A 20,512-nucleotide genomic window follows, 5' to 3' on the forward strand; every position below is an offset into this window, starting at 1 on the left:
CGGCTAGGCTGCTCCACATCCAACCCGCCCGCGGCACTGTCGCGCGAACGGCAGCCGACCAACGGTCGGCTCTACCGATCAGACGTCGCGGCCGTCTTCCAGCCTTCGCCGGTTCCCTTCTGAAGCAGGCCCAAGCCAGCGGGTAGAGCCGACCGTTGGTCGGCTGCTCCACATCCAACCCGCCTGCGGCACTGTCGCGCGAACGGCAGCCGACCAACGGTCGGCTCTACCGATCAGGCATCGCCGCCGTCTTCCAGCCTTCGCCGGTTCCCTTCTGAAGCAGGCCCAAGCCAGCGGGTAGAGCCGACCGTTGGTCGGCTGCTCCACATCCATACCGCCCGCGGCAATGTCGCGCGAACGGCAGCCGACCAGCGGTCGGCTCTACCGATCAGACATCGCCGCCGTCTTCCCAGCCTTCGCCGGTGCCCTTCTGGAACACCGTGTCGCCGTCGTGCACGTCACCGGCGGGCAGATGGTCCTTGGCTTCCAGCGCCGCATAGATCGGGGTGAAGTCCGGCGCGGTCGCCTCCATCAACTGCTCGAAGCTGTCGATGACGAAGTAGGTCTTCTGGAACGTGTCGATGCGGTAGCGGGTACGCATGATCCGCTCCAGATCGAAGCCGATCCGGTTCGGCGCCGCCGACTCCAGCGAGTACAGCGATTCGCCCTTGGACGACACGATGCCGGCGCCGTAGATGCGCAGGCCTTCGTCGGTGTTGATCAGCCCGAACTCCACCGTGTACCAGTACAGGCGGGTGAGGTGCTGCAGCGCCTCGGGGCCGATCGCATGCGCCTTGACGCCACCGCGGCCGTAAGCGGCCATGTAATCGGCGAACACCGGGTTCATCAGCAGCGGCACATGCCCGAACAGGTCATGGAACATGTCCGGTTCGGCGATGTAGTCGATCTGGTCGGGGCGGCGGATCCACCAGGTCACCGGAAAGCGGCGGTTGGCCAGGTGGTCGAAGAAATCCAGTTCCGGCAGCAGCCCTTCCACCCCCACCAGCGTCCAGCCGGTGGCGGCGCCCAGCACCTCGTTGAGCTGGTCGAAGCGCGGAATCATGTGCGCGCTCATGCCCATCTCGTCCTGCGCGTGCAGGAACTCCTTGCTGGCACGGCCTTCCAGCAGCGCACGCTGGCGCTGGTACAGCGTGCTCCAGGTGGCGTGGTCGTCGGCGGTGTAGGTGTCCCAGGGCTGTTCCACGATCGCGGTGGTATACACCGGCACGTAACCCTTGTCGGTCTGCTGGTGTTCGACGCGGCGCGGGGCGGTGGCGGTTTCCATCGTGGTGGTCTCCTGGGAAGTCATCTGACGATGCTAGGGCATGGGGCGCGCAAGAGGTTTGCAAAGTTGCGCGGATATGCCCAACTGGCGCAATATCATTGCGTCCACCTCATGTTGCGGAGCAGCAATGGCCGGAGAACCCCAGTTCGACCGCACGGATCTGCGCCTGTTGGCTGAAATCCAGCAGCACGGCCGTGCCACCAACGCCGAACTGGCCGCCCGGGTGAACCTGTCCCCGTCGGCCTGCCTCCGCCGCGTGCAGCGCCTGGAGAACGAGGGCGTGATCGCCGGCTACGGCGCGCGGCTGGAACCCCGGCGCATCGGCCTGGGCCTGCAGGCGTTCGTCCGCGTGCAGCTGGAAAAGCACGACCAGCACGCCATCGGCGTGTTCGCCGACAGCGTGGTGGAGTGGGACGAAGTGGTGGCCTGCCACGCCCTCACCGGCGACATGGACTACCTGCTGCACATCTACGTGCGCGACCTGGAGCACTTCTCCAGTTTCCTGTTGGACAAACTGCTCAACGCCGCCGGCGTGGCCGACGTCAATTCCAGCTTCGTGCTGCGCACGGTGAAGGATTTCCGCGCGCTGCCGTTGTCGCAGCTGGAATAACGCGGATCGCAAACACGATCACGTGGGGGAACCAACCGTTGGTCGCCCACACGGCCATTCCAACACGGTAGAGCCGACCGTTGGTCGGCTGCGCGACCACACCAAAGCGGTAGAGTCGACCGTTGGTCGACTGTGCACTGCGTCGCAATGCTCAACATTGAAACGCGTTTAATCCTGCTCCGATAAACAGGCGTCCTGCCGTTGTGTGCGCAGTATCCGCGGCCTCGCCCTTTCTCCTGCTGACGCAATTGCCTCTGTAACCCCCAACGCCGCGCGACGCACCATGCGCGCGTGCGTTAGGGAGATGACGGATGGAACAGGGTGCCGGAGCGCCACGCCACGGGGCAGTGGGAAACGGATCACAACATACGCCAGCGGATTCATGGTTGAATCCGTACTTGGATGAACGTGGCGGAGCCACGGCGGACCATTCCGCCGGCGGTGCCACGCGCAAGACAAACCCCAGCATTACACCGGCCGCTGAGCCGTTGAATGCGAAGGCTGTCGGCGAATCAACAAGGATGTGAACATGGACAGTTCAATGACGGCCGCCTTGGTGGCGGCGCTGCGGGCAGGTGACGCGCGCCGGTTCCTGCGCCTGCACACGGCGCTGGGCTCTGGCGTATTGGTAGCCGAAACATTCGATGGCCTCGAGCAGATCGATGGCGCGGGGTTTCAATGGTCCATCACCGCGCTCTCGCTGGAGGCCGGCCTCCCACTGGATGAGTTGATCGGCCAACCGGCGCTGTTGCAGCTGGAGCTGGCCAATAGCGACCTGCGCGCCTTCCATGGACGCATCACTGCTGTCGAACGCATCGGCAGCAATGGCGGGCTGGCGCGTTATCGCCTGCGCCTGCAGCCATGGCTGGCCTTCCTGGGCCAGCGCGTCGACAGCTACGTGTTCCATGACGCCAGCGTGGTCGACATCGTCGAGAACGTCTTCGCCGACTACAGTGGCCTGGTACCGGCATGGCGCTGGGACCTGACCGACCGCAGCCTCTACGCCAAGCGCAGCCTGACCACGCAGTACCAGGAAACCGACCTGGCCTTCGTGCAGCGCCTGCTGGCCGAAGAGGGCATCTATTACTGGTTCGAGCATGCGGGCGAGCCGGCCAGTGCGTCGTTGGGTGCGCATACCTTGGTGCTGGCCGACCACCAGCATGCGGCTGCGCAGCTGGGGCCGGTTCGCTTCCATCGCGGGGATGCGTCCGAACGCACTGACAGCGTGCAGCAGTGGTCGGTGTCGAAACGTTGGTGTACTGCGAAGGTGACCCGCACTACCTGGGACCATCGCAGTCTTGAACTGCGACACGCCAGTGCCGAAGCACTGACGCCCTATGAGGGCATCGGTGAGGACGCCGACACCTGCGGCCCGTACGGCTGGCAGGACAACGCGCGTGGCCAGCGTCGCGCGCAGCAGCACCTGGATGCGCTGCGCGTGCGCGCGCATACGATTGAAGGGCAGGGCAAATGGCGCCAGCTCGCGCCCGGGGCGCAGTTCCAGCTGGGGCAGCATCCCGGCGTGGATGCGGGCACCGCGTTCCTATGCCTGTCGGTGCAGCACCAGGCGCGCAACAATTTCGAGGCCGATGTGTTCGACGCGCTGGAGCAGCAGCTTGGGCCGGCCGCGCAGGCGCCGCTCAGCTTGCCGGGCGCGTTGAGTGGCTTGTCGGTGATCAACTCGACGGCGACTCTCACCACCACCTTCTACGACAACCGCTTCGTCGCCATTCCGGCCGACGTGGTGTATCGCCCGCAGACCGAAGACGGCCACGGCACGCGTTTGCATCCGCGTCCGTCGATCACCGGCACACTCAGCGCCATCGTGGTCAGCGACGGCGAGCCACTGCAGTCCGATCGGGACCATCGCATCAAGGTGCAGTTCCCGTGGCAGCGCGGTGGTGCATCGAGCACCGGCTTGGCCCATCCCGGCGGCGATGACAACGCCCCGGCCAACGGTGGAGCGTGGACCTGGATGCGAGTGATGACCCCCTGGGCCGGCGACAACTGGGGCGGCGTGGTGCTGCCCCGTCGCGGCCAGGAAGTGCTGGTGGCGTTCCTTGAAGGCGACATCGACCGGCCGGTCGTGGTCGGCGCGGTCTACAACGGCCGCGGCCAGACCGATGCCGCCCATAACCAGGTCGCCAGCGGCGGTGCCGACGCCACCGGCAATGCGCCGGCGTGGTTCGACGGCAATGAACACCCTGCGGTTTACACGGGTTTCAAGAGTCAGGCGCTAGCCGACAGCCAGGGCGGGCAGGGCGGTTACCAGCAGATGCGCCTGGATGACACGCCCGGTCAAGGCCGTGCGCAGCTGTCCACCACTCAACACGCAACCACGCTGACCCTGGGCCATCTGAAAGGCGGCGAAGACAACGTGCGCGAAACCGAGCGCGGCTTCGGCGCCGAGCTTTCTACGCAGGCCTTCGGGTCACTGCGTGCCGGGCAGGGGTTGCTGCTGAGCACCGAGTCTGGCGAACCGCAGCTGGCCGCCAATCAGGCACTGACCCAACTGCAGGAAAGCGCCGAACTGCTGCATTCGCTCAACGAATCGGCAGTGAACCAGCAGGCCCAACTGCCCGAGGAGCCGACCACGCTGCAGGCGCACGACGCGCTGGAACAACTGCAGGAAAGCCTGCGCGCCACCCAGAGCGGCAGCGCGGCGGGCAGCATCAGCGGCGGCGACGGCGATGCCCCCGGCTGGGACAAGCCGGTGCTGATGGGCAGCGGCGTGGCCGGTGTGATGAGCCTGACCCCGGCCGACCAGGTCTGGGTGAGTGGCACGCACACCACGCTGGCCTCAGGCGTGGCGTTGAACTGGCTGAGCCAGGGCTCGATCACGATGGCGGTGGCCGGCGGGCTGGTGCTGTATACCGCCGGTGCCGAGCCGAAACCCGACAGTCCGAACCAGGAACGCGGGATCGCGTTGCACGCCGCGCAGGGCAAGGTCAGTGCGCGTGCGCACAAGAACCAGGCGATCCTCGCGGCCAAGACCAATGTGAAGATCACCAGTACCCAGGCCGATGTGCAGTTGTCTGCGCCAAGCAAGCATCTGCTGGCGACGGCGGCCGGCGCCTACATCCGGATCGAGGGCGACAATATCGAACTGGGCGCGCCCGGGAAGGTGGAGTTCAAGGGCACGCAGCGGGAGTGGACCGCGCCTAGCGCAGCGACGCTGATTTCGGACCATAGCGATGGGCACCTAGGCGGCTGTGATTATAAGGACAGTGCCGGATGAGAGAAATCAGCATTGCTGTCCAATCGGCGGGGCGAGGTGAAGAACATCTGATCGCAGACACCTGCTATCTGATAAGCAGAACCACGTCGCTGCAAAGCGATCTGTATGTCTTACTCGATGCAACGGTCGGGCTCAGCTCGGTATTTGGCGCAGAAACATCGGCTGAACATGTCTCGATAAAGATCGATGGATACCGCAATGCACCTCTTCATCTGGTCAAAATCGAGCGCAAGAACGAACAGGTCTTGCAGGAGTCCGTATCGCTCTACCGGGCCGCAAGAAAGAGGAGGTCCAGGTCGCAGGTGATCGCGTGGATCAGGTCGTCAACAACTACTGAATGCCTCAAGGGAACTTTGGAGAGGGTGATAGACAACGAAAGACGCATGGGATCAGGCGACCCTATGAGAGTCTTCGACTCCAAGTCCGTGCCGCACTGGCCCTACGCGATGTCACGTCAGCAAGTGCAGTTTGTGAGTCGATCACTCTCTGGACTGGCCTTCTTGGACTTCCAGGCAGATTTGCAATGGTCGTGCATGGACGGTAGACCCGAGCAGGCAGTAGAACGGTCGATACGAAACTCCTTCAACTACGAAAGGGTGCAGTTGATCAATGAGACGCTTGAGACCTTGCGTAAACTCGATGTACTCGAAGTCAATATCGAAAAGGCCCACCGTTTTGCCCAGTCCATAATGAGCAGGCCGTGCCGAATGAACATCTTGGACAGTGTGATCCTTCTTGCTCACGCGCTCATGCTCGACTGCGACTTTCATACGTCACCGAGCATATCCGCGCTCCTCAATGGAAAGCCGAGTACGGGTAATTCATTGATCCAAACCCTTGGTAGGTTGGGGCCGGAAGAGCTTGATCGAATCAGAGATACGCTAATCATCAAGCATGGAGCAGGCTGATATGACGTGGATGAAGAACAGAATTGTGGAGGCGGCCGTCAATTCGACATCACCCTGCGAGCAAGGAGCCTGCAAGAATTGTGACAAGCCGGGTCTGCTGATCCATCCATTCCGTTACTCCGCGTTCTTTAGCGAAGACTCATACGTTATGGACATGGTTCCGAACCTCGGACCGAGCGCAGGGGAGTCTTTGCCGGAATTGAAGACCTCGAAGTATGCGATCAGGATGATGCGGGAAGGTTACATATACATAGTGCTGGACCGCGGCGGCTTTCGTCACTTGGACAGCTACTACGTTCGACCCAGTGGACGTCTGATGCGTTTTCGAGGTGAGCCGCCGGATAGGAAGACATCGGACATCGCCTGTAAACGGATGGCAGAATCGGCCAATGCACTCATGGTGGCTATTGAATCGCCCGAAGAGGTGAGCATGTCGTACTGGCTCTTCACGCCCGACCCTCTCTCTGAGAGCAAGGAAGCCGAGCTCATCGAGCAAGCGCCCGCGTTTCTTGCTAACGGTTCTCTACAGGGGTTTAGCCCACAACAATGGATGAATCAGCAAGGGGTTCAAGAGTTCGCGATCTCGCCACGAGCAATGTCATCCTTTGTCCTTGAGTACATGGCGACTACAGACATCAATAGCATCGCCAAACTCCGAGAACCGATGGTTGCAGCATTGAATGAACAACCCTTCCCCGCCCTTTGCGACTCGCAAGAGCCTCGGCCCGCACCGCAGTTTGCAGGGCGGCCAGGTGGACCCTATCGATCGAAGCTCGATGAATCCCTGAGTGTTCTGAAAGATGCACTGCAACTTCTGCAAAGCACTGGTGGGGTCGGAATCGCGCTACAGGATGCAATTGGGATTACCCAAGAGCTCAATGCATGGCGTAACCGCGCCATGGAGGGCGTTGAGGAGTGGATGCACATTGTCGACAAGAATGGTGTCGACAATGAATGGAAGTATTTGGCTGCACACCAGTATGCGGAGCTCAGAGACGGTGTGCTCGAAAATCGCCTCAAGGTGGCGACAGATTGGGCGGTTACGGTCAGCAATGCACCATACGACCAAACCGAGCGGGAGCTTGAGGAGCTAAAAAGAAAAGGTGGATTCATTGACCCAGGCCCGACCATAGCCATCGTTCGGGCGGCGCGCGAAGCAGACATATTTGGACAGCGGAAAAGATCGATCGAGGAGGCGCATGCGCTGACCAAGTCTCAGTTCGCCAAGATAGAATCGCTTTTGGATGGAGAGCAAGCAAGTATCCTGAACGAGTTCAACGTCTTGGCGACGCCTTGCGAGCAGAAAATGCGCGAACGAGCGCCTGATCATCTGGCGTGGTTGACGAGTCCGATGCTGAAGTTGGCATTGCGCAGCTACGATCAAGAAGATCTTGAAAGGGGTTGGGCCTTCGCGGTGCAGGTAGGTATGGCAATGTCCGGCATGGAGTCAGATGAGAGCTCGCGCCTGGTTCTGGACGGGTGGTGGAAGAATTTGCAGCTATTGGACGAGGGAGCGGATCAGATCGCTGAAGGGAATCTCGCCTGGCGAATATACTCGCTCAACCACCTCCCGCTGGCGAAGCAACTGCACCAAGCACTGGAGTTATCAAGACGCGAACACCCGTCGGTAGATGGCTGGGAGATCGCTGCGTCCGCACAGGAGTTCACATCCAAAGCGCTGGAGCTCTTTGACAAATCGAATGCTGCACTCCGTGCATGCGAAGACGCAGGACAAGTGACGTGGTTCAAGCGTAGTCTGCTTGGTGTGCTGATGAGCTGGTACGCACAGCTTGGACGAGTGGCATACAACACAGCGACCAACACGGTGGTTGATCAAGCACTGATGAGGCTGCTAGTGAGGGCAATGCAGCTTCGAATGGGGTCATATGCTCAGCAATTTYCGGTCGCGGAGTTCCATGCAAGCTCGGCCGGCAATGGCATGTCAGCCTACTGGCGAGGACAGATGAATCGGTTCATTCGCGAGGGCATCGAAAGAGAGTTGGCAAAGGGGCGTTCTGGTGGCGCCTACCAAGGGCGTGTCTTAGCAATGGCTACTCTATTCGAGTCTGTGAATCTCATCATCAAAGGGAAGAGCATATTCAAAGATGATGCCACCGCCCGCGAGGGAGCCGAGTTCATTGCCTCGGGTATGGCGCTTACTGGCGGGGTCATTGCTATTTTCGAAGAAGGGGCGAACTGGGTCGCAAACAACTTCAATAGGGGAGCGCAAACATCCGCGTACTCGCGGGTATGGGGGGGGCGGCTTGGTTTGTATGGTGGGGCTTTAGCCGGTACGGCAGGACTGATCGGTGCGGTGCTCGATGGGTCTTCCGCTCATGACAGCTACCGCCGGGGACACCAGATTCTTTCGCTGGCCTATGCGTCCAGAGGCGTAGTCGCGGCGTCTGCGGCCGCAATCGGCGCAACAATCTCCTTTGCCGGTTCGGCCCCATTTCTACGGGTAATGATGGGACGTGCGCGGGATCCACTTCTACGCATCATGCTGACGCATTCAAGCGGCTTGGCAGCTCGATTGCTCGCGCGCGAAGCAGTGATCCTAATGTTGAGGACGTGGGGCGCGCGTATGGGGTGGGCCGCCGCAGCACTCACAGTCTTTATAATTCTCTTGAGCCCAACGGATCTTGAAGAATGGTGCGACAGGAGTGTTTTTAGGAAAGACAAAAGTAGGCGGCAATATCGGAGCTCAGCGGAAGAACTTCTTGCGATTTTTCAACTTACAAAGCAGGGCGCGTAAGACGATGTACCTTTTGGAAATGATCTATTGGGAATCAAAAATCACCTGTTTTGATGAGGAATCAAAAGAGAATATTCGCATTTCAGCGGCAGAGGGCAATTCACAAATTCTGGTAGCATTGAATACAGCGCCTCACGATGAGCAGGCAATATTCGCAGTCAACGAAAGATTCATGGATGTGCAGGCTGCCTGGCAGGAGGATCGGCGAGGCGTAGTTGCATTCCTATTCATTGGATTGATGTATTTTCTTCAATGCCAGATATTTTTCAATCTAGTTCTCCCGGGCATTCGGAGCATCTTTTCGGGCATAGGCCCTATGGGATATCCCCTTACTACTGAGGGATATATATTCGCTCCCCTTTCTATCCTTGTTTGGCTTGCGGCCAACATTGTTCTGTTCCGATTCGGCTGGCGCTGGATTCGCTTGGAGATCTTCACTCAGCGACGGCTTGTGATTCGCTTTAACAGACTCACCCGGCAGGTGCACATAAATCGTCCCTCCTATGCCGGCGGAATCGTGACATTTCCCTGGGAGTCTACCGTTGCGGATATAAGCGGCGGTGACAAGGGCTCGCGTCTTGGCGATGGCGTGCTCGCACTAGTTTGGCCGGCGCGTTACAGCGGTGCAGGTTTCGACGATTTTAGTCTGGTCGGCGGTACTCTGTCAGACCGCGATAGGGCTGAAGCACTATGGGAGTACATCCGGCGTTACATGGAGGAGGGCATCAATGCCGTTCCTAGTCCGACCAGGCTTCGTTCGATGTTTCCTTGGCCATGGGATTCTGTTCGATCAACTTTGAGTTTTATGAAGCCTTCTTGGCACAACGGTGACAAGGGGATGGTGCTCACATTCGCGCTTCTGCTCTCGCCCTTGCTGCTAATGCACAGCATCTGCCATTGGCTCTCGCTGCTTCTGTGCTGGCCTGCATGGTGGCCCAGGATCATTCGTCGCGCCGGACTGCCCGGTGCGCCCGTGCCGAAGCTGACTACTGCCGACGACTACGGCCCGGAGATGGCGGCAAAGCTCAGAGCTTCGGCAGTCAAGGTTGTCGACAAGTCGGAAAGCTCTGTCGGTAGGCCAACCTAGACACAGTGCGTAGTAGGCAAGAACGCGTGAAGGCGCCCTTCGGCGATGCCCATGGCTGCCGAGGGAGTGTCTGCGCTGTGACAACACAAGGTCATGAACATAGCGGTGGTGATCTTCATTGGCTATCGGATAGGGCGACGCTTCAAGAAGATGATCCGTACGGCAGAGTCGATCTTCTCCATGCTCGGCTGGCCAGATGGGTGAACCTGCGCAAGGAGGTCGCGGCCCGTCGCCAATCCGGCGACCCGCCTCAACTGGGCGACACGTATTCAGATACTTACGTAGTTGAGGCTGACGGAGACGGTGCTCCAGAGCCCGCGTCCCCTTTGCCGGGGTCAGGAGCTTAAGACATCGGGTACTACGCGGCACCGGTTGCACTGTCCACGCGTCGTTCAATGGCATCTATCGGAACCGGCACTTTGCCGCTGGGTCCAATGGATTGAACGCGGCGAGCGGCAGTGCAGCGTAGGCAGGGGCCCGTGCCATTGCGTCGTTTGGGGGAGAGCAGCCGGGCAGAGCCCGGCGCTAAAGAACCTTGATCAGCACTTTTCCTTGCGCCCCATCAGCCGGCCCACGCGCGACGGTTCATCGCACTTGGGCTTCGGCGGCGGCGGCGCAACCGCGGCCGCCCGCGCCCGCTGCAGCTGCTGCACCTTCGCGCGGATCTGGGGCATCGCCGCCATCGCGGCCTTCTCGCCTTCCAGGATCGCGTAGCCGCGCTGGCTGAAATCGGCGGCGCCGATCTCCAGCACCTTGGGGCGGATGATGATGTCCGCGCGGGCAAGTTCCTGCTCGCCCAGGCGCTGGCCCATGATCGAGATGGACTGGTTGACGATGCCCAGCATGCCGGTCGGCGACTTGCCGCTGGCCTTGCTGGAAATGTCCACGGCGATGACGAAGTCGGCGCCCAGCTGGCGTGCGGCGTCCACCGGCACCGGGCTGACCACGCCGCCGTCGACGAAGCTGTTCTTGCCGATCTTCACCGGCTCGAATACGCCGGGGATGCTGCTGGACGCACGTACCGCCTGGCCCACGTTGCCGCGCACGAATACGGCGCGGTCGCCGGTGTCCAGGTTGGTGGCCACGGCCGCGAACGGCTTCTGCAGTTTTTCGGCGGGGCGGTTGCCCACCTGCGCGTTTACGTAGTCCTGCAGCTTCTGGCCCTGCACCAGGCCGCCGGAGAACAGGCGCACGTCGCGGATGCTGGCTTCGTCCAGGGCCACGGCCTTGGACTGCATCTGGAACGCGTCCATGCCGCTGGCGTACAACGCACCGACCACGCTGCCGGCGCTGGTGCCGGACACCACGACCGGCTCGAAGCCGTTGGCTTCCAGCATCTTGATCACGCCGATATGCGCAAAGCCCTTGGCCGCGCCGCCGCCCAGGGCGATGCCGATCTTGACTGGCTTGGCCTGCACCACCGGGGTGGCCACCGGTGGCGGGGTCGGGCGCACGGGGTCACCGCCGCAGCCGGCGAGCAGGCCGAGAGCGGCAACAGACAGCGTCAGGCGAATACGGTGCAGTGATTTCATCGGCGTGGCAGAAAGTGAATGGGCATCGAGGGCGTCAGCATACCGGTACTGCCGGCCGTTGGACGGCAATGGCGGGGCGCCGGTTTATATCGGGTTGCCGGCCATCGGCCAGCCCCCTCAGAACCGGTTGTCGCCGTCCAGGATCCGGCCGATGCCGCCCAGCACCGAACCCTCGCCACGGCTCTGACCGCCGGCCTGGGGCGCGGCCATCCACATGCGCCCGGCCAGGCGCGAGAACGGCAGCGACTGCAGCCACACCTTGCCCGGGCCGGTCAGCGTGGCCAGGAACACGCCTTCGCCGCCGAACACCATGCTCTTGATGCCGGCCACGCGGCGCACGTCCATGTCCACGCTGGCGTGGTAGGCCACGATGCAGCCGGTGTCCACGTCCAGTCGCTCGCCGGCAGCCAGTTCCCGCTCCACCACGCAGCCGCCGGCATGCACGAACACCCAGCCGTCGCCCTCCAGCTTCTGCATGATGAAGCCCTCGCCGCCGAACAGGCCGGTCATGATCTTGCGCTGGAACTGCACGCCGATCTGCACCCCGCGCGCGCCGGCCAGGAAGCTGTCCTTCTGGCAGATCAGGCGGCCGCCGTGCTGGTCCAGCTTCATCGGCAGCACCGTGCCGGGGTAGGGCGCGGCGAAGGCGACCTTGGCCTTGCCCTGGCCGGTGTGCGTGTACAAGGTGGCGAACAGGCTTTCACCGGTGAGCACGCGCTTGCCGGCGCTCATCAGCTTGTCCATGAAGCCGCCGCCCTGGCCGCTGTGCGAGCCGTCGCCGAACACGGTGTCCATCTGCACCGCAGCGTCCTTGAACATCAGCGCGCCGGCCTCGGCGATGGCGCTTTCGCCCGGGTCCAGCTCGATCTCCACGAACTGCATTTCATGGCCGACGATGCGGAACTCGATGTCGTCGGCGCGCTGGCTGCGGCCACCGGGGCCGGGCAGCGGTGGCGGCGCACCCTGCGGGGCGACGCTGCCGGCCAGCAGCTCGGGCACCTCGCCGATCGCCATCCAACCGCTCATGCCCTCGCACCAGACCAATGCCCGCGGGTTGAGGTGGGCGTACTGGCGGGCGGCGGCATTGTCGAGGGGGCCGGTGCGGTCGGCCTGGCCGGACGTATGGAAATACCACTGGGTCATGGCGGTGTGCCTGGCAGACGGAGGAGGGAGCCAGTCTAGGGCGGTCGACGGAGGGCTGAGTGGGCCGGAAGTCGTGATCGGCGTCGAAAACCGCAATCCGCCTTCACATCCGGGTGGCCGGATCTTGGTAATGAATGACCGGAATTTGCGACGCTGTTGCTGTACTGCAACAATTGTCTGGTAGCGCCGGTCCACCACCCCTCCCAACACAGCCTAAAACGCCATGTTCCCGAACCGCACTGCCCACGGCCGGTTTCCGTCCGTGCACCCGCTCGTCATCGCCCTTGCCGCCCTGCTGCCATTGACGGCCGCAGCCCAGGACGCCCCCGCCACCAAGGATCCGGTCGCCCTCGACACCCTGCAGGTGACGGCCCAGCGCCGTGTGGAAAACGCCAAGGACGTCCCGGTGTCGATTTCGGCCATCCAGGGCGAGAAGCTCGACGTGCTCGGTTCGGCCGGCGACGACATCCGCTTCCTGTCCGCGCGCGTGCCCAGCCTGAACATCGAATCGTCCTACGGGCGTGCCTTCCCGCGCTTCTACATCCGCGGCCTGGGCAATACCGACTTCGATCTCAATGCCTCCCAGCCGGTTTCGCTGGTGTATGACGATGTGGTGCAGGAAAGCCCGCTGCTGAAGGGCTTCCCGCTGTTCGACCTGGCCGGTGTGGAAGTGCTGCGCGGCCCGCAGGGCACGCTGTTCGGGCGCAACACCCCGGCCGGCGTGGTCAAGTTCGATTCGGCGCGTCCGTCGCAGGACGCCGACGGTTACGTCAAGGTGGCCTACGGCAGCTACAACACCTGGAACACGCAGGGCGCCTACGGCGGCCCGCTGACCGACCGCTGGTCGGCACGCGTGTCGGCGCTGTACCAGCGCCGCGATGACTGGGTGACCAATACCCGCGCCAATGCACCCGCGCAGGGCTTTGAAGGCTATGACGAAGCCGCCGCCCGCCTGCAGTTCCTGTACGAAGGCGACGACCTCGAAGCGCTGTTCAACGTGCACAAGCGCAAGCTCAACGGCACCGCGCGCCTGTTCCGCGCCAACATCCTCAAGCCGGGCACCAACCAGCTGGTCGAGAACTTCGACCGCGACGAGGTCTCCACCGACGGCCAGAACTTCTCGGAACTGGAAACCTGGGGTGCCAGCGCGCGCCTGAAGTGGGACCTGGGCCGGGTGACGCTGCACTCGATCACCGGCTATGAAACCGCCGAATCGCTCAACCATGGCGACATCGACGGCGGCTACGGCGCCAGCTTCCTGGGCGCGGGCAACTATGGCCCGGGCAACATCCCGTTCGCCTCCGAGTCGGCCGATGGCCTGCCGCACCACCGCCAGTGGACCCAGGAATTCCGCATCGAATCCAACGAATGGGGCCGCTTCGATTGGCAGGCGGGGCTGTTCTACTTCGATGAAGACGTCACCATCGACAGCTTCAACTACGACTCGCTGGCCCCGGGCAACCCGCAGAACGGCCATGCCGTGCAGAGCCAGCGCAACAAGGCCTGGGCGGCGTTCGTGTCCGGCGATTTCGACGTGACCGAGCGCTTCAAGCTGCGCGGTGGCGTGCGTTACACGCAGGACAAGAAGGACTTCAGCGCCAGTGTGCTGCAGGCCGTGCCGTTCGGTACGCCGGTCAGCGGCCCGTACCTGGCCAACACCGACGTCAACGACGTCAGCTGGGACCTGAGCGGCGTCTACCAGATCACCGACAACCTCAACGCCTATGCACGCGTGGCCAAGGGCTTCCGCGCGCCGTCGATCCAGGGCCGGCTGGCCTTCGGTGGCGTCTCCCAGGCCGACTCGGAGAAGGTGATTTCCTATGAAGCCGGCATCAAGGCCGACCTGTTCGACCGTCGCGCCCGCCTGGGCTTCAACGTGTTCCGCTACAACGTCGATGGCCAGCAGCTGATCGCGGTAGGCGGCAGCAACAACACCGCCACCCTGCTCAACGCCGACAAGACCCTGGGGCAGGGCGTGGAACTGGACTTCGAGGCCTACCTCACCGACCACGTGCTGCTCACCCTGGGCAGCAGCTACAACGACACCGAGATCAAGGACCGCGACCTGGCGGTGGCGATCTGCGGTGGCGGCTGCACCATCACCGACCCGACCACGGTCATCGACGGCGCCACCTACGCACTGGTCAACGGCAATTCGCTGCCGCAGGCGCCGAAGTGGATCCACAACCTGACCCTGCGCGCCGGCTTCCCGATCAACGACGCCAGCGAGCTGTACGTGTACACCGACTGGGCTTACCGCAGTGAAGTGAACTTCTTCCTGTACGAGTCGCCGGAGTTCCGCAGCCGCTCGTCGCTGGAAGGTGGCCTGCGCCTGGGCTACAACTGGGATTACGGCCAGTACGACGTGGCCGTGTACGGCCGCAACCTGACCGACCAGGTGCGCGTGGTGGGCGCGATCGACTTCAACAACCTCACCGGCTTCCTCAACGAACCGCGCACGTTCGGCGTGGAGTTCACCGCGAAGTTCTGATGCACGTCATGCGGTAGGTGCCCACCGTTGGTGGGCAGGCCCCTGAAAACGAAAACGGCGCGGAGAAATCCGCGCCGTTTTCTTGTGTGCCGCCATCGTCGCGCCGACCGCCGACCGCCGACCGCTGTATCGCTGTGTCACCAATCGGTACCGCCGTATCGGTAGTGCCGGGCCCCGCGTTGCAAGTTATTGCATTCCCGGCACCGTCCTACGCTCGGCATACTCGCGGATAAAATACCGGGTGCGGCACAGCGCGCCTTTCCCAGAGGCCGCTGGAACGATGGAAACTACTCAACGCAAACCATCGACACGCGGCGGGGCACTGGTGCTGTGGGGCTGCATGGATGCAGCCCAGATACTCATCTACCTCGTATCCGCGCTTCGGCAAGGCCGCACCCCGTACCTCCACGATATCAGTGGGTCGGTCGCGGTGCTGGACAGCCATGGATGGGCGGCACTGATGTTCCTCGCGCCCAGCTGGGTACTGCAGCTGAGTCTTTTCGCCTCCTGCGCGTTGCTGCTATGGCGCAGCAGGCTCGGTGCCTATCTTGCGTACGTGCAGATGCCGCTGCGGCTGATGGTGTTGATGCCATCCGTGCCGTTTGCGCTGACGCTGGTTCGCCATCTGGATGTCGCCCCAACCARCCTGTTGGTGCTGAGCGGGTGCCTGCTACTGCTCGTGGAGTTGCTGAAGTTGAGGATGCTGCGTCGAGAGCTCCGCCCGGTCTCTTCTGCCAGTGTCAACGCCAGGAAGGGCTCAGCATGTGGTATCTGAAAGAGCTTGTTTCAATGGTCTTTCTCCTACTCTTCGCACTCCCGCTGTACGTCATCTCGCGCCTCGTCAGCACGTTTCTCAAAATGATGTCCAGATTCGGTGCGGTGCAATCGGTGCGAAGCAGGCGAACGCTCGTCCGCGTGCTACGCGCTGTCCCATTCCGTCAGTTCTACCGGAGCGATGCTCGCATGCGTCGGCTGCTTGCCAGGCCATTTGCCTTGGATCTGCATGCTACCGATCCGGCTTCCTTCATTGGGAAAACAGAGTCAGAGATCACCCGGCTATTACGTGCGGAACCCGTGTTCAACAACAGTGAACGCGGGCATGAGCACATCGAATGGAGGAGAGGGAGCCAGCGCGTTGAGTGTCTCAGCTATTACGTCTGCACCGATTGCTACTTCTATGTGAGGGGCGGGGATGGGCACTGGGTGTTGATTGCCAAGGCACGAAAGGTCGATCTTCAATAGCAGTCACTGCCTAGCTCACGCCGGAACCACAAGCCCGGCGCCGCCGCATCTCATGACCATCGAGGAGCCGGCCAGCGGCCGGCCCTACCTCTCCCTGCGGCCTTACAACGCGCTCGCCGGCCGCACCTTCAACACCGCTTCTTCAGCCGCGCAATCCCGTGCCGAATGCAGCCCGGCCTTGCGTGCCGCGGCGATCTCCCTGCGCGCAGCCAGCAGATCTTTATTGAACGCGGCGTTGTCGTGCAGGCGTGCCACGGCGGCCGCGCCCATGAACCGCCCTTCCAGGATGTCGCTCTGCCAGTGCACGTTGCACACCAGGCGGCTCTCGCCGTAGTTGCGGCCCCGCAGCTGGATCGCATCGGCGCGGTCGGGGGCGATCTCGGACAGGATCAAGGCCCACGCCCAGCCGATGGACGTATGGCCGGACGGGTACGACCCGTTGCCGCGCAGGCCTTCTTCATCGTCGGGCGTGCAGGTGGGTTCGCCGTTGACCATGAACGGGCGCGCGCGCTGGTAGTGCTTCTTGGCGGTGCGCGTGGCCGAGCTGGCATCGATCCGGCTGCGTTCCAGCAGGCGGTACAGCGCGGGCGTCTTTACCGCGTCCACGTCCATGTCGATGGCGCAGGAGAACTGGTTGGCACCGGCCGGAAAGCCGAGTTCGGCATCGATATGGGCCTGCGCGAAACGGGGGCTGCCACGCAGCGCGCGGGCTTCACGGCTGACCTGTTCATCCAGCGCGAAGCCGGCCGAGCCGGCCGCCGGCGGCGCCGGCACCAGCGCCAGGCTGGCCGGCACTGCGTCGGCCTGCAGGTAACCCACCGCCTTGGTCGTGACCGATGCTTCCACGGCCGTGGTGCGCGGTATGCCGGTGGTCGTACAGCCGGCCAGGGCCACCAGCACGGCAACGGTCAGCAGGGGGCGCAGGACGGGGGCGGCAGACGACGACATCGGCAGGTCTCGCAAAGGGGGAGCCGGCATGATCGCAGCTTCACCCGGCCGCGACAGTGGCCGTTGGTCATGCGGCCAGATCCGGCACGCCCGGCAGATGGATGACGGAAACCCGCTACTGGTTCACGGAATTGAACCGCTGCGCGACATAGCTTCGGCGCAGGCGCCATCACTCGTCATATCTCTATGGATAGATGCACTGCATGGCAACGCGGTAGCGCCGGTCATCAGGGGGATCACCTGCAAGGGAGCAAACGGATGCGAAGCAACGCGGGATGGACGGGCGGTGGACTCGCCCTGGGCTTGATGCTGGCGTGCGGCACCACGCACGCGGCCGATGTGGTGGGCGTGGCGTTCGTGCACGGCACCGGCAAGCAGACCGACGCACGCACGGACTACTGGCAGCCGGGCATCATCGATACCGTGCGCCAGGGGCTGCCCAACAGCAGCAACTACACGGTCATCAACTGCGATTTCGAACAGTACATGTGGAAGCCCGAGGCGGCCGGTTGCCTGGCCGGGCAGCTGACCACCTTCATCAACAGCCGTGGCATCACCAAACTGGTGGTGATCACCCACTCCAACGGCGGCAACGTGGTGCGCTGGATCCTGTCCAACCCCACCTACGACAGCCGCTACCCGAAGATCATCCAGACCATCGGCAAGGTCACCGCGCTGGCACCGTCCTCGGCCGGTACGCCGCTGGCCGATGCCGCGCTCAACGGCAATACCTTCGAGACCTCGGTGGGCTGGCTGCTGGGCTACAAGAGCGATGCCGTGCGCCAGCAGCAGGTGGGTCACATGGCCACCTACAACGCGCAGAACCTGTATGGCACCGCCGGGCGCCCGGCCCTGCCGAAGCCGTTCCGCGCGATGGTCGGCTCGGACGTGGAGTCGGCGGTGTGGGACAGCAACAGCTACTGCGGCGGGTACGCGCAGAACGTGGGGCTGGAGTTCACCCAGAACTGGTTGAACAGCTGCTCGGACGGGTTCCTGGAGTGCAGCAGCCAGAAGGCCGCCGGCACCCTGTGGTTCACCGACAAGGCGCGCACCCAGGGCGCCGAGCCGCTGAGCCACAACCAGAGCCGCCGCGAGTGCTTCGGCCTGGGCACGATCCTGCGCAACGACCTGACCCTGTGAGGAGCACGCCATGACTTCAAGACTGACGATTGCCGTCGCTGTTGCCGCGGCGCTGGTGGCCCTCCCGCTGCACGCCGCGCAGCCGCTGCTGGCCCGCAGCAGCGACCAGCTGGCGCCGCGCGTGGAAAGCGCGCCCCTGCAGGCCGACGGCATCGAGCGGGCCCCGGTGAGTTTTGCCTGGGCACTGGACCCCACCGCGACGTTGACCGCGCCTGCGCCTTTCGTGGCCAGCAGCCGCAGCTACTGGGAAATGGTGGATGCGGCCACCCTGCAACGCGGTCTGGACCTGCCGCTGACCGCACCGGATGCGGTGATCCAGGTCAGCCCGGCGCCAGGCGCCCGCGCGCTGGCACCGCAGCAGTGGCAGGTGCGCGACCCGGCCGGCACGCTGGCGGTGGACAAGGTCGTGGATGACCAGCAGCTGCGTGCGGCCGGCATGGCGGTGGGGCAGGGCAGCGCGATGGTGCGCACCGGGCGCAGTGCAGCGGTGGGCACCTACCGCCTGCAGAGTGCCCAGGCGCAGGGCCGCTACGTGGTGCAGGTGCTGGAGCCCAACAGCACGGTGGCATTGCAACTGCAGGCCAGCCGCCAGCAGGTGCTGGCCGGTGGCAGCGTGGAACTGAGCGCGCGCCTGGTGGATGACCGTGGCACGGCCACGCTGGCCGGCGCCACGGCGGCCGCGCGCACCCTGCCGGCCGGCGGCGAGGCGTTGCTGGTGGCCCCGGATGGCCGCAGCTGGCCGGTGCCGCTGGTGGCCGGCAAGGACGGCCTGCGCGCACGCGTGACGATTCCGCAGGACATTGGCCCGGTGCAGGGGCTGTGGGAACTGCAGGCCTTCGTCAGCGCCAACGGGGTGCAGCGCGATGGCAAGGTGGCCTTCGCGGTGGCCCAGCCCACCGCGCGCTTCACCGGGCAGGCCGAGGTGGACCTCGCCCGGCGCACGGTGACGTTGCCGCTGCAGATTGGTGCGCCCGGTCGCTACGAGGCGCGCGGCACGCTGTACGCCACCGGCCCGGACGGCCAGCTGCGGCCGGTGGCGCAGGCGCACAGCGCGGCGTGGTTCGACCGCGTCGGCGCGGGTGCCATCGCGCTGCCCTTCGCCAGCGTGGCGTTGCCGCGCGGGTATGCGGCCCCGTTCGAGCTGCGCGACCTGCAGCTGCAGGACCAGGGCCGTATGGCACCGATCGAGTCACGCGCGGTGGCGTTGAAGTTCTAGGCAAGGCGGGCGACGGAGGCGATACCCTCCGTCGCCCGGCGGTAGAGCCACCCCATGGGTGGCTGCGCGACCTATCCCGCGAACGCGCTCAGCCGACCCTCATGCTCCACCACCTGGATCGGGCCGCCGAACACCTCCGACAGCGGCGCGTCGCGCAGCAGGTCGTCGCGGGGGCCATCGGCGATGATCCGGCCGCCGCGCAGCAGCACCACCCGCGCGATCTCCGGGATGACCTCCTCGATGTGGTGGGTCACCAGCACCAGGGTGATGCCTTCGGCGGCCAGCCGGCGCATGGTGGCGATCAGGTGCTGGCGGGCGATCAGGTCCAGACCGGTGGAGGGTTCGTCCAGCAGCAGCGCCTGCGGCCGGTTGACCAGCGCCCGGGCGATGAGCACGCGCCGGGTTTCACCGGCCGACAGCTCTGCATAGCCCCGCGCCAGCAGCGGCAGCGCGCCGGTCAGGGTCAAGGTTTCACGCACGCGCTGGCGCATGTCCTCGGTGACTTCACGGAACGCCGGCACCACGAAGCTGGCGAAGAAGCCTGACAGCACCGCTTCCTCCACGGTCAGCCCGGGCATGTCGGCCAGGTTGCTGCTCAGATCGCCGGTGACGATGCCCAGCTGCGAGCGCAGCCGGTCCACCTGCCAGCGGTTCTGGCCCAGCACCCGCACCGCCACGCTGCCGTCGGCATGCGCCAGCGGGTACAGCTCGCGGGTGATCAGCTTGATGAAGGACGACTTGCCGCAGCCGTTGGGGCCCAGCAGCGCGGTGTGCTGGCCCTGGGCGATGCGCAGGCTGAGGTCGTGCAGAACCCGGACCTGGCCGCGGATCACGCAGGCACGGTCCAGCTCGATCAGGGGGACGTTGGCGGCCTGGGGCGCCGAAGAGGCTGCGACTGTCATGAATGCGGGGGCATG

General features: G+C 63.9%; 15 protein-coding genes. 10 read left to right on the forward strand and 5 right to left on the reverse strand.

All coding sequences use genetic code 11. The features are described 5' to 3' along the window. Window positions 1-388: 388 nt before the first annotated feature. The gene (phhA, locus tag AC1DCJ_RS07935; RefSeq protein WP_478070704.1) at window positions 389-1,285 is read right to left on the reverse strand and encodes a phenylalanine 4-monooxygenase; all 897 of its coding nucleotides are present in this window, start codon (window positions 1,283-1,285) and stop codon (window positions 389-391) included. A gap of 127 nt (window positions 1,286-1,412) precedes the next feature. On the opposite strand from phhA, the gene AC1DCJ_RS07940 reads away from it, so the two are divergent. From AC1DCJ_RS07940 to AC1DCJ_RS07960, 5 genes are all read left to right on the forward strand, one after another. After that, window positions 1,413-1,895 (forward strand): Lrp/AsnC family transcriptional regulator, encoded by a 483-nt coding sequence (locus tag AC1DCJ_RS07940; RefSeq protein ID WP_038691453.1) that lies wholly within the window; start codon window positions 1,413-1,415, stop codon window positions 1,893-1,895. Window positions 1,896-2,424: 529 nt separating this feature from the next. Continuing rightward, window positions 2,425-5,133: a type VI secretion system Vgr family protein gene (locus tag AC1DCJ_RS07945; RefSeq protein WP_478070623.1), complete on the forward strand. Its 2,709-nt coding sequence runs from the start codon at window positions 2,425-2,427 to the stop codon at window positions 5,131-5,133. Continuing rightward, on the forward strand, window positions 5,130-6,041 hold the full coding sequence (locus AC1DCJ_RS07950) for a hypothetical protein (protein ID WP_478070624.1): 912 nt from the start codon (window positions 5,130-5,132) through the stop codon (window positions 6,039-6,041). Before AC1DCJ_RS07945 ends, AC1DCJ_RS07950 begins: the two co-directional genes overlap by 4 nt. Before the next feature lies 1 nt (window position 6,042). Then, window positions 6,043-8,796 carry a T6SS effector BTH_I2691 family protein gene (locus tag AC1DCJ_RS07955; RefSeq protein WP_478070625.1) on the forward strand — a complete coding sequence of 918 codons (2,754 nt, stop codon included), beginning with the start codon at window positions 6,043-6,045 and terminating at the stop codon, window positions 8,794-8,796. A gap of 19 nt (window positions 8,797-8,815) precedes the next feature. After that, window positions 8,816-9,883, forward strand: coding sequence for a DUF6708 domain-containing protein (locus AC1DCJ_RS07960; RefSeq protein ID WP_478070626.1), 1,068 nt, complete (start codon window positions 8,816-8,818; stop codon window positions 9,881-9,883). 539 nt (window positions 9,884-10,422) lie between these two features. On the opposite strand, the gene AC1DCJ_RS07965 is transcribed toward AC1DCJ_RS07960, so the two are convergent. Together AC1DCJ_RS07965 and AC1DCJ_RS07970 are read right to left on the reverse strand one after the other, a co-directional pair. Next, window positions 10,423-11,415, reverse strand: a complete 993-nt coding sequence (locus tag AC1DCJ_RS07965) for a patatin-like phospholipase family protein (protein WP_038691445.1) — start codon at window positions 11,413-11,415, stop codon at window positions 10,423-10,425. Between the two features lie 117 nt (window positions 11,416-11,532). Next, window positions 11,533-12,558 carry a TIGR00266 family protein gene (locus AC1DCJ_RS07970; RefSeq protein ID WP_478070627.1) on the reverse strand — a complete coding sequence of 342 codons (1,026 nt, stop codon included), beginning with the start codon at window positions 12,556-12,558 and terminating at the stop codon, window positions 11,533-11,535. A gap of 223 nt (window positions 12,559-12,781) precedes the next feature. On the opposite strand from AC1DCJ_RS07970, the gene AC1DCJ_RS07975 reads away from it, so the two are divergent. The 3 genes from AC1DCJ_RS07975 (at window position 12,782) to AC1DCJ_RS07985 (ending at window position 16,291) form a co-directional block, all read left to right on the forward strand. Then, window positions 12,782-15,049 (forward strand): TonB-dependent receptor, encoded by a 2,268-nt coding sequence (locus tag AC1DCJ_RS07975; protein ID WP_313423423.1) that lies wholly within the window; start codon window positions 12,782-12,784, stop codon window positions 15,047-15,049. A 280-nt stretch (window positions 15,050-15,329) separates the two neighbouring features. Next, on the forward strand, window positions 15,330-15,824 hold the full coding sequence (locus AC1DCJ_RS07980) for a hypothetical protein (protein WP_478070628.1): 495 nt from the start codon (window positions 15,330-15,332) through the stop codon (window positions 15,822-15,824). Further along, window positions 15,812-16,291 (forward strand): hypothetical protein, encoded by a 480-nt coding sequence (locus AC1DCJ_RS07985; protein ID WP_478070629.1) that lies wholly within the window; start codon window positions 15,812-15,814, stop codon window positions 16,289-16,291. Before AC1DCJ_RS07980 ends, AC1DCJ_RS07985 begins: the two co-directional genes overlap by 13 nt. Before the next feature lie 102 nt (window positions 16,292-16,393). On the opposite strand, the gene AC1DCJ_RS07990 is transcribed toward AC1DCJ_RS07985, so the two are convergent. Then, window positions 16,394-17,239, reverse strand: a complete 846-nt coding sequence (locus tag AC1DCJ_RS07990; RefSeq protein WP_478070630.1) for an acid phosphatase — start codon at window positions 17,237-17,239, stop codon at window positions 16,394-16,396. Window positions 17,240-17,497: 258 nt separating this feature from the next. Here AC1DCJ_RS07990 and AC1DCJ_RS07995 point away from each other — a divergent pair, with 258 nt between their 5' ends. Continuing rightward, window positions 17,498-18,379: a lipase family protein gene (locus AC1DCJ_RS07995; RefSeq protein ID WP_478070631.1), complete on the forward strand. Its 882-nt coding sequence runs from the start codon at window positions 17,498-17,500 to the stop codon at window positions 18,377-18,379. Window positions 18,380-18,389: 10 nt separating this feature from the next. Next, complete coding sequence (locus tag AC1DCJ_RS08000; protein ID WP_478070632.1) at window positions 18,390-19,595, forward strand: DUF4785 domain-containing protein; 1,206 nt, start codon at window positions 18,390-18,392, stop codon at window positions 19,593-19,595. Window positions 19,596-19,666: 71 nt separating this feature from the next. On the opposite strand, the gene AC1DCJ_RS08005 is transcribed toward AC1DCJ_RS08000, so the two are convergent. Beyond that, window positions 19,667-20,497, reverse strand: a complete 831-nt coding sequence (locus AC1DCJ_RS08005) for an ABC transporter ATP-binding protein (protein WP_478070633.1) — start codon at window positions 20,495-20,497, stop codon at window positions 19,667-19,669. Window positions 20,498-20,512: the final 15 nt, after the last annotated feature.

The sequence above is a fragment of the Stenotrophomonas sp. 10N36 genome (assembly GCF_056395005.1).

Bases quoted from the DNA above. Each gene is read 5' to 3' on its own strand.
- phhA (WP_478070704.1), bottom strand. From the start codon at position 1,285: ATGGAAACCGCCACCGCCCCGCGCCGCGTCGAACACCAGCAGACCGAC.
- AC1DCJ_RS07940 (WP_038691453.1), top strand. From the start codon at position 1,413: ATGGCCGGAGAACCCCAGTTCGACCGCACGGATCTGCGCCTGTTGGCT.
- AC1DCJ_RS07945 (WP_478070623.1), top strand. From the start codon at position 2,425: ATGGACAGTTCAATGACGGCCGCCTTGGTGGCGGCGCTGCGGGCAGGT.
- AC1DCJ_RS07950 (WP_478070624.1), top strand. From the start codon at position 5,130: ATGAGAGAAATCAGCATTGCTGTCCAATCGGCGGGGCGAGGTGAAGAA.
- AC1DCJ_RS07960 (WP_478070626.1), top strand. From the start codon at position 8,816: ATGATCTATTGGGAATCAAAAATCACCTGTTTTGATGAGGAATCAAAA.
- AC1DCJ_RS07965 (WP_038691445.1), bottom strand. From the start codon at position 11,415: ATGAAATCACTGCACCGTATTCGCCTGACGCTGTCTGTTGCCGCTCTC.
- AC1DCJ_RS07970 (WP_478070627.1), bottom strand. From the start codon at position 12,558: ATGACCCAGTGGTATTTCCATACGTCCGGCCAGGCCGACCGCACCGGC.
- AC1DCJ_RS07975 (WP_313423423.1), top strand. From the start codon at position 12,782: ATGTTCCCGAACCGCACTGCCCACGGCCGGTTTCCGTCCGTGCACCCG.
- AC1DCJ_RS07985 (WP_478070629.1), top strand. From the start codon at position 15,812: ATGTGGTATCTGAAAGAGCTTGTTTCAATGGTCTTTCTCCTACTCTTC.
- AC1DCJ_RS07990 (WP_478070630.1), bottom strand. From the start codon at position 17,239: ATGTCGTCGTCTGCCGCCCCCGTCCTGCGCCCCCTGCTGACCGTTGCC.
- AC1DCJ_RS07995 (WP_478070631.1), top strand. From the start codon at position 17,498: ATGCGAAGCAACGCGGGATGGACGGGCGGTGGACTCGCCCTGGGCTTG.
- AC1DCJ_RS08000 (WP_478070632.1), top strand. From the start codon at position 18,390: ATGACTTCAAGACTGACGATTGCCGTCGCTGTTGCCGCGGCGCTGGTG.
- AC1DCJ_RS08005 (WP_478070633.1), bottom strand. From the start codon at position 20,497: ATGACAGTCGCAGCCTCTTCGGCGCCCCAGGCCGCCAACGTCCCCCTG.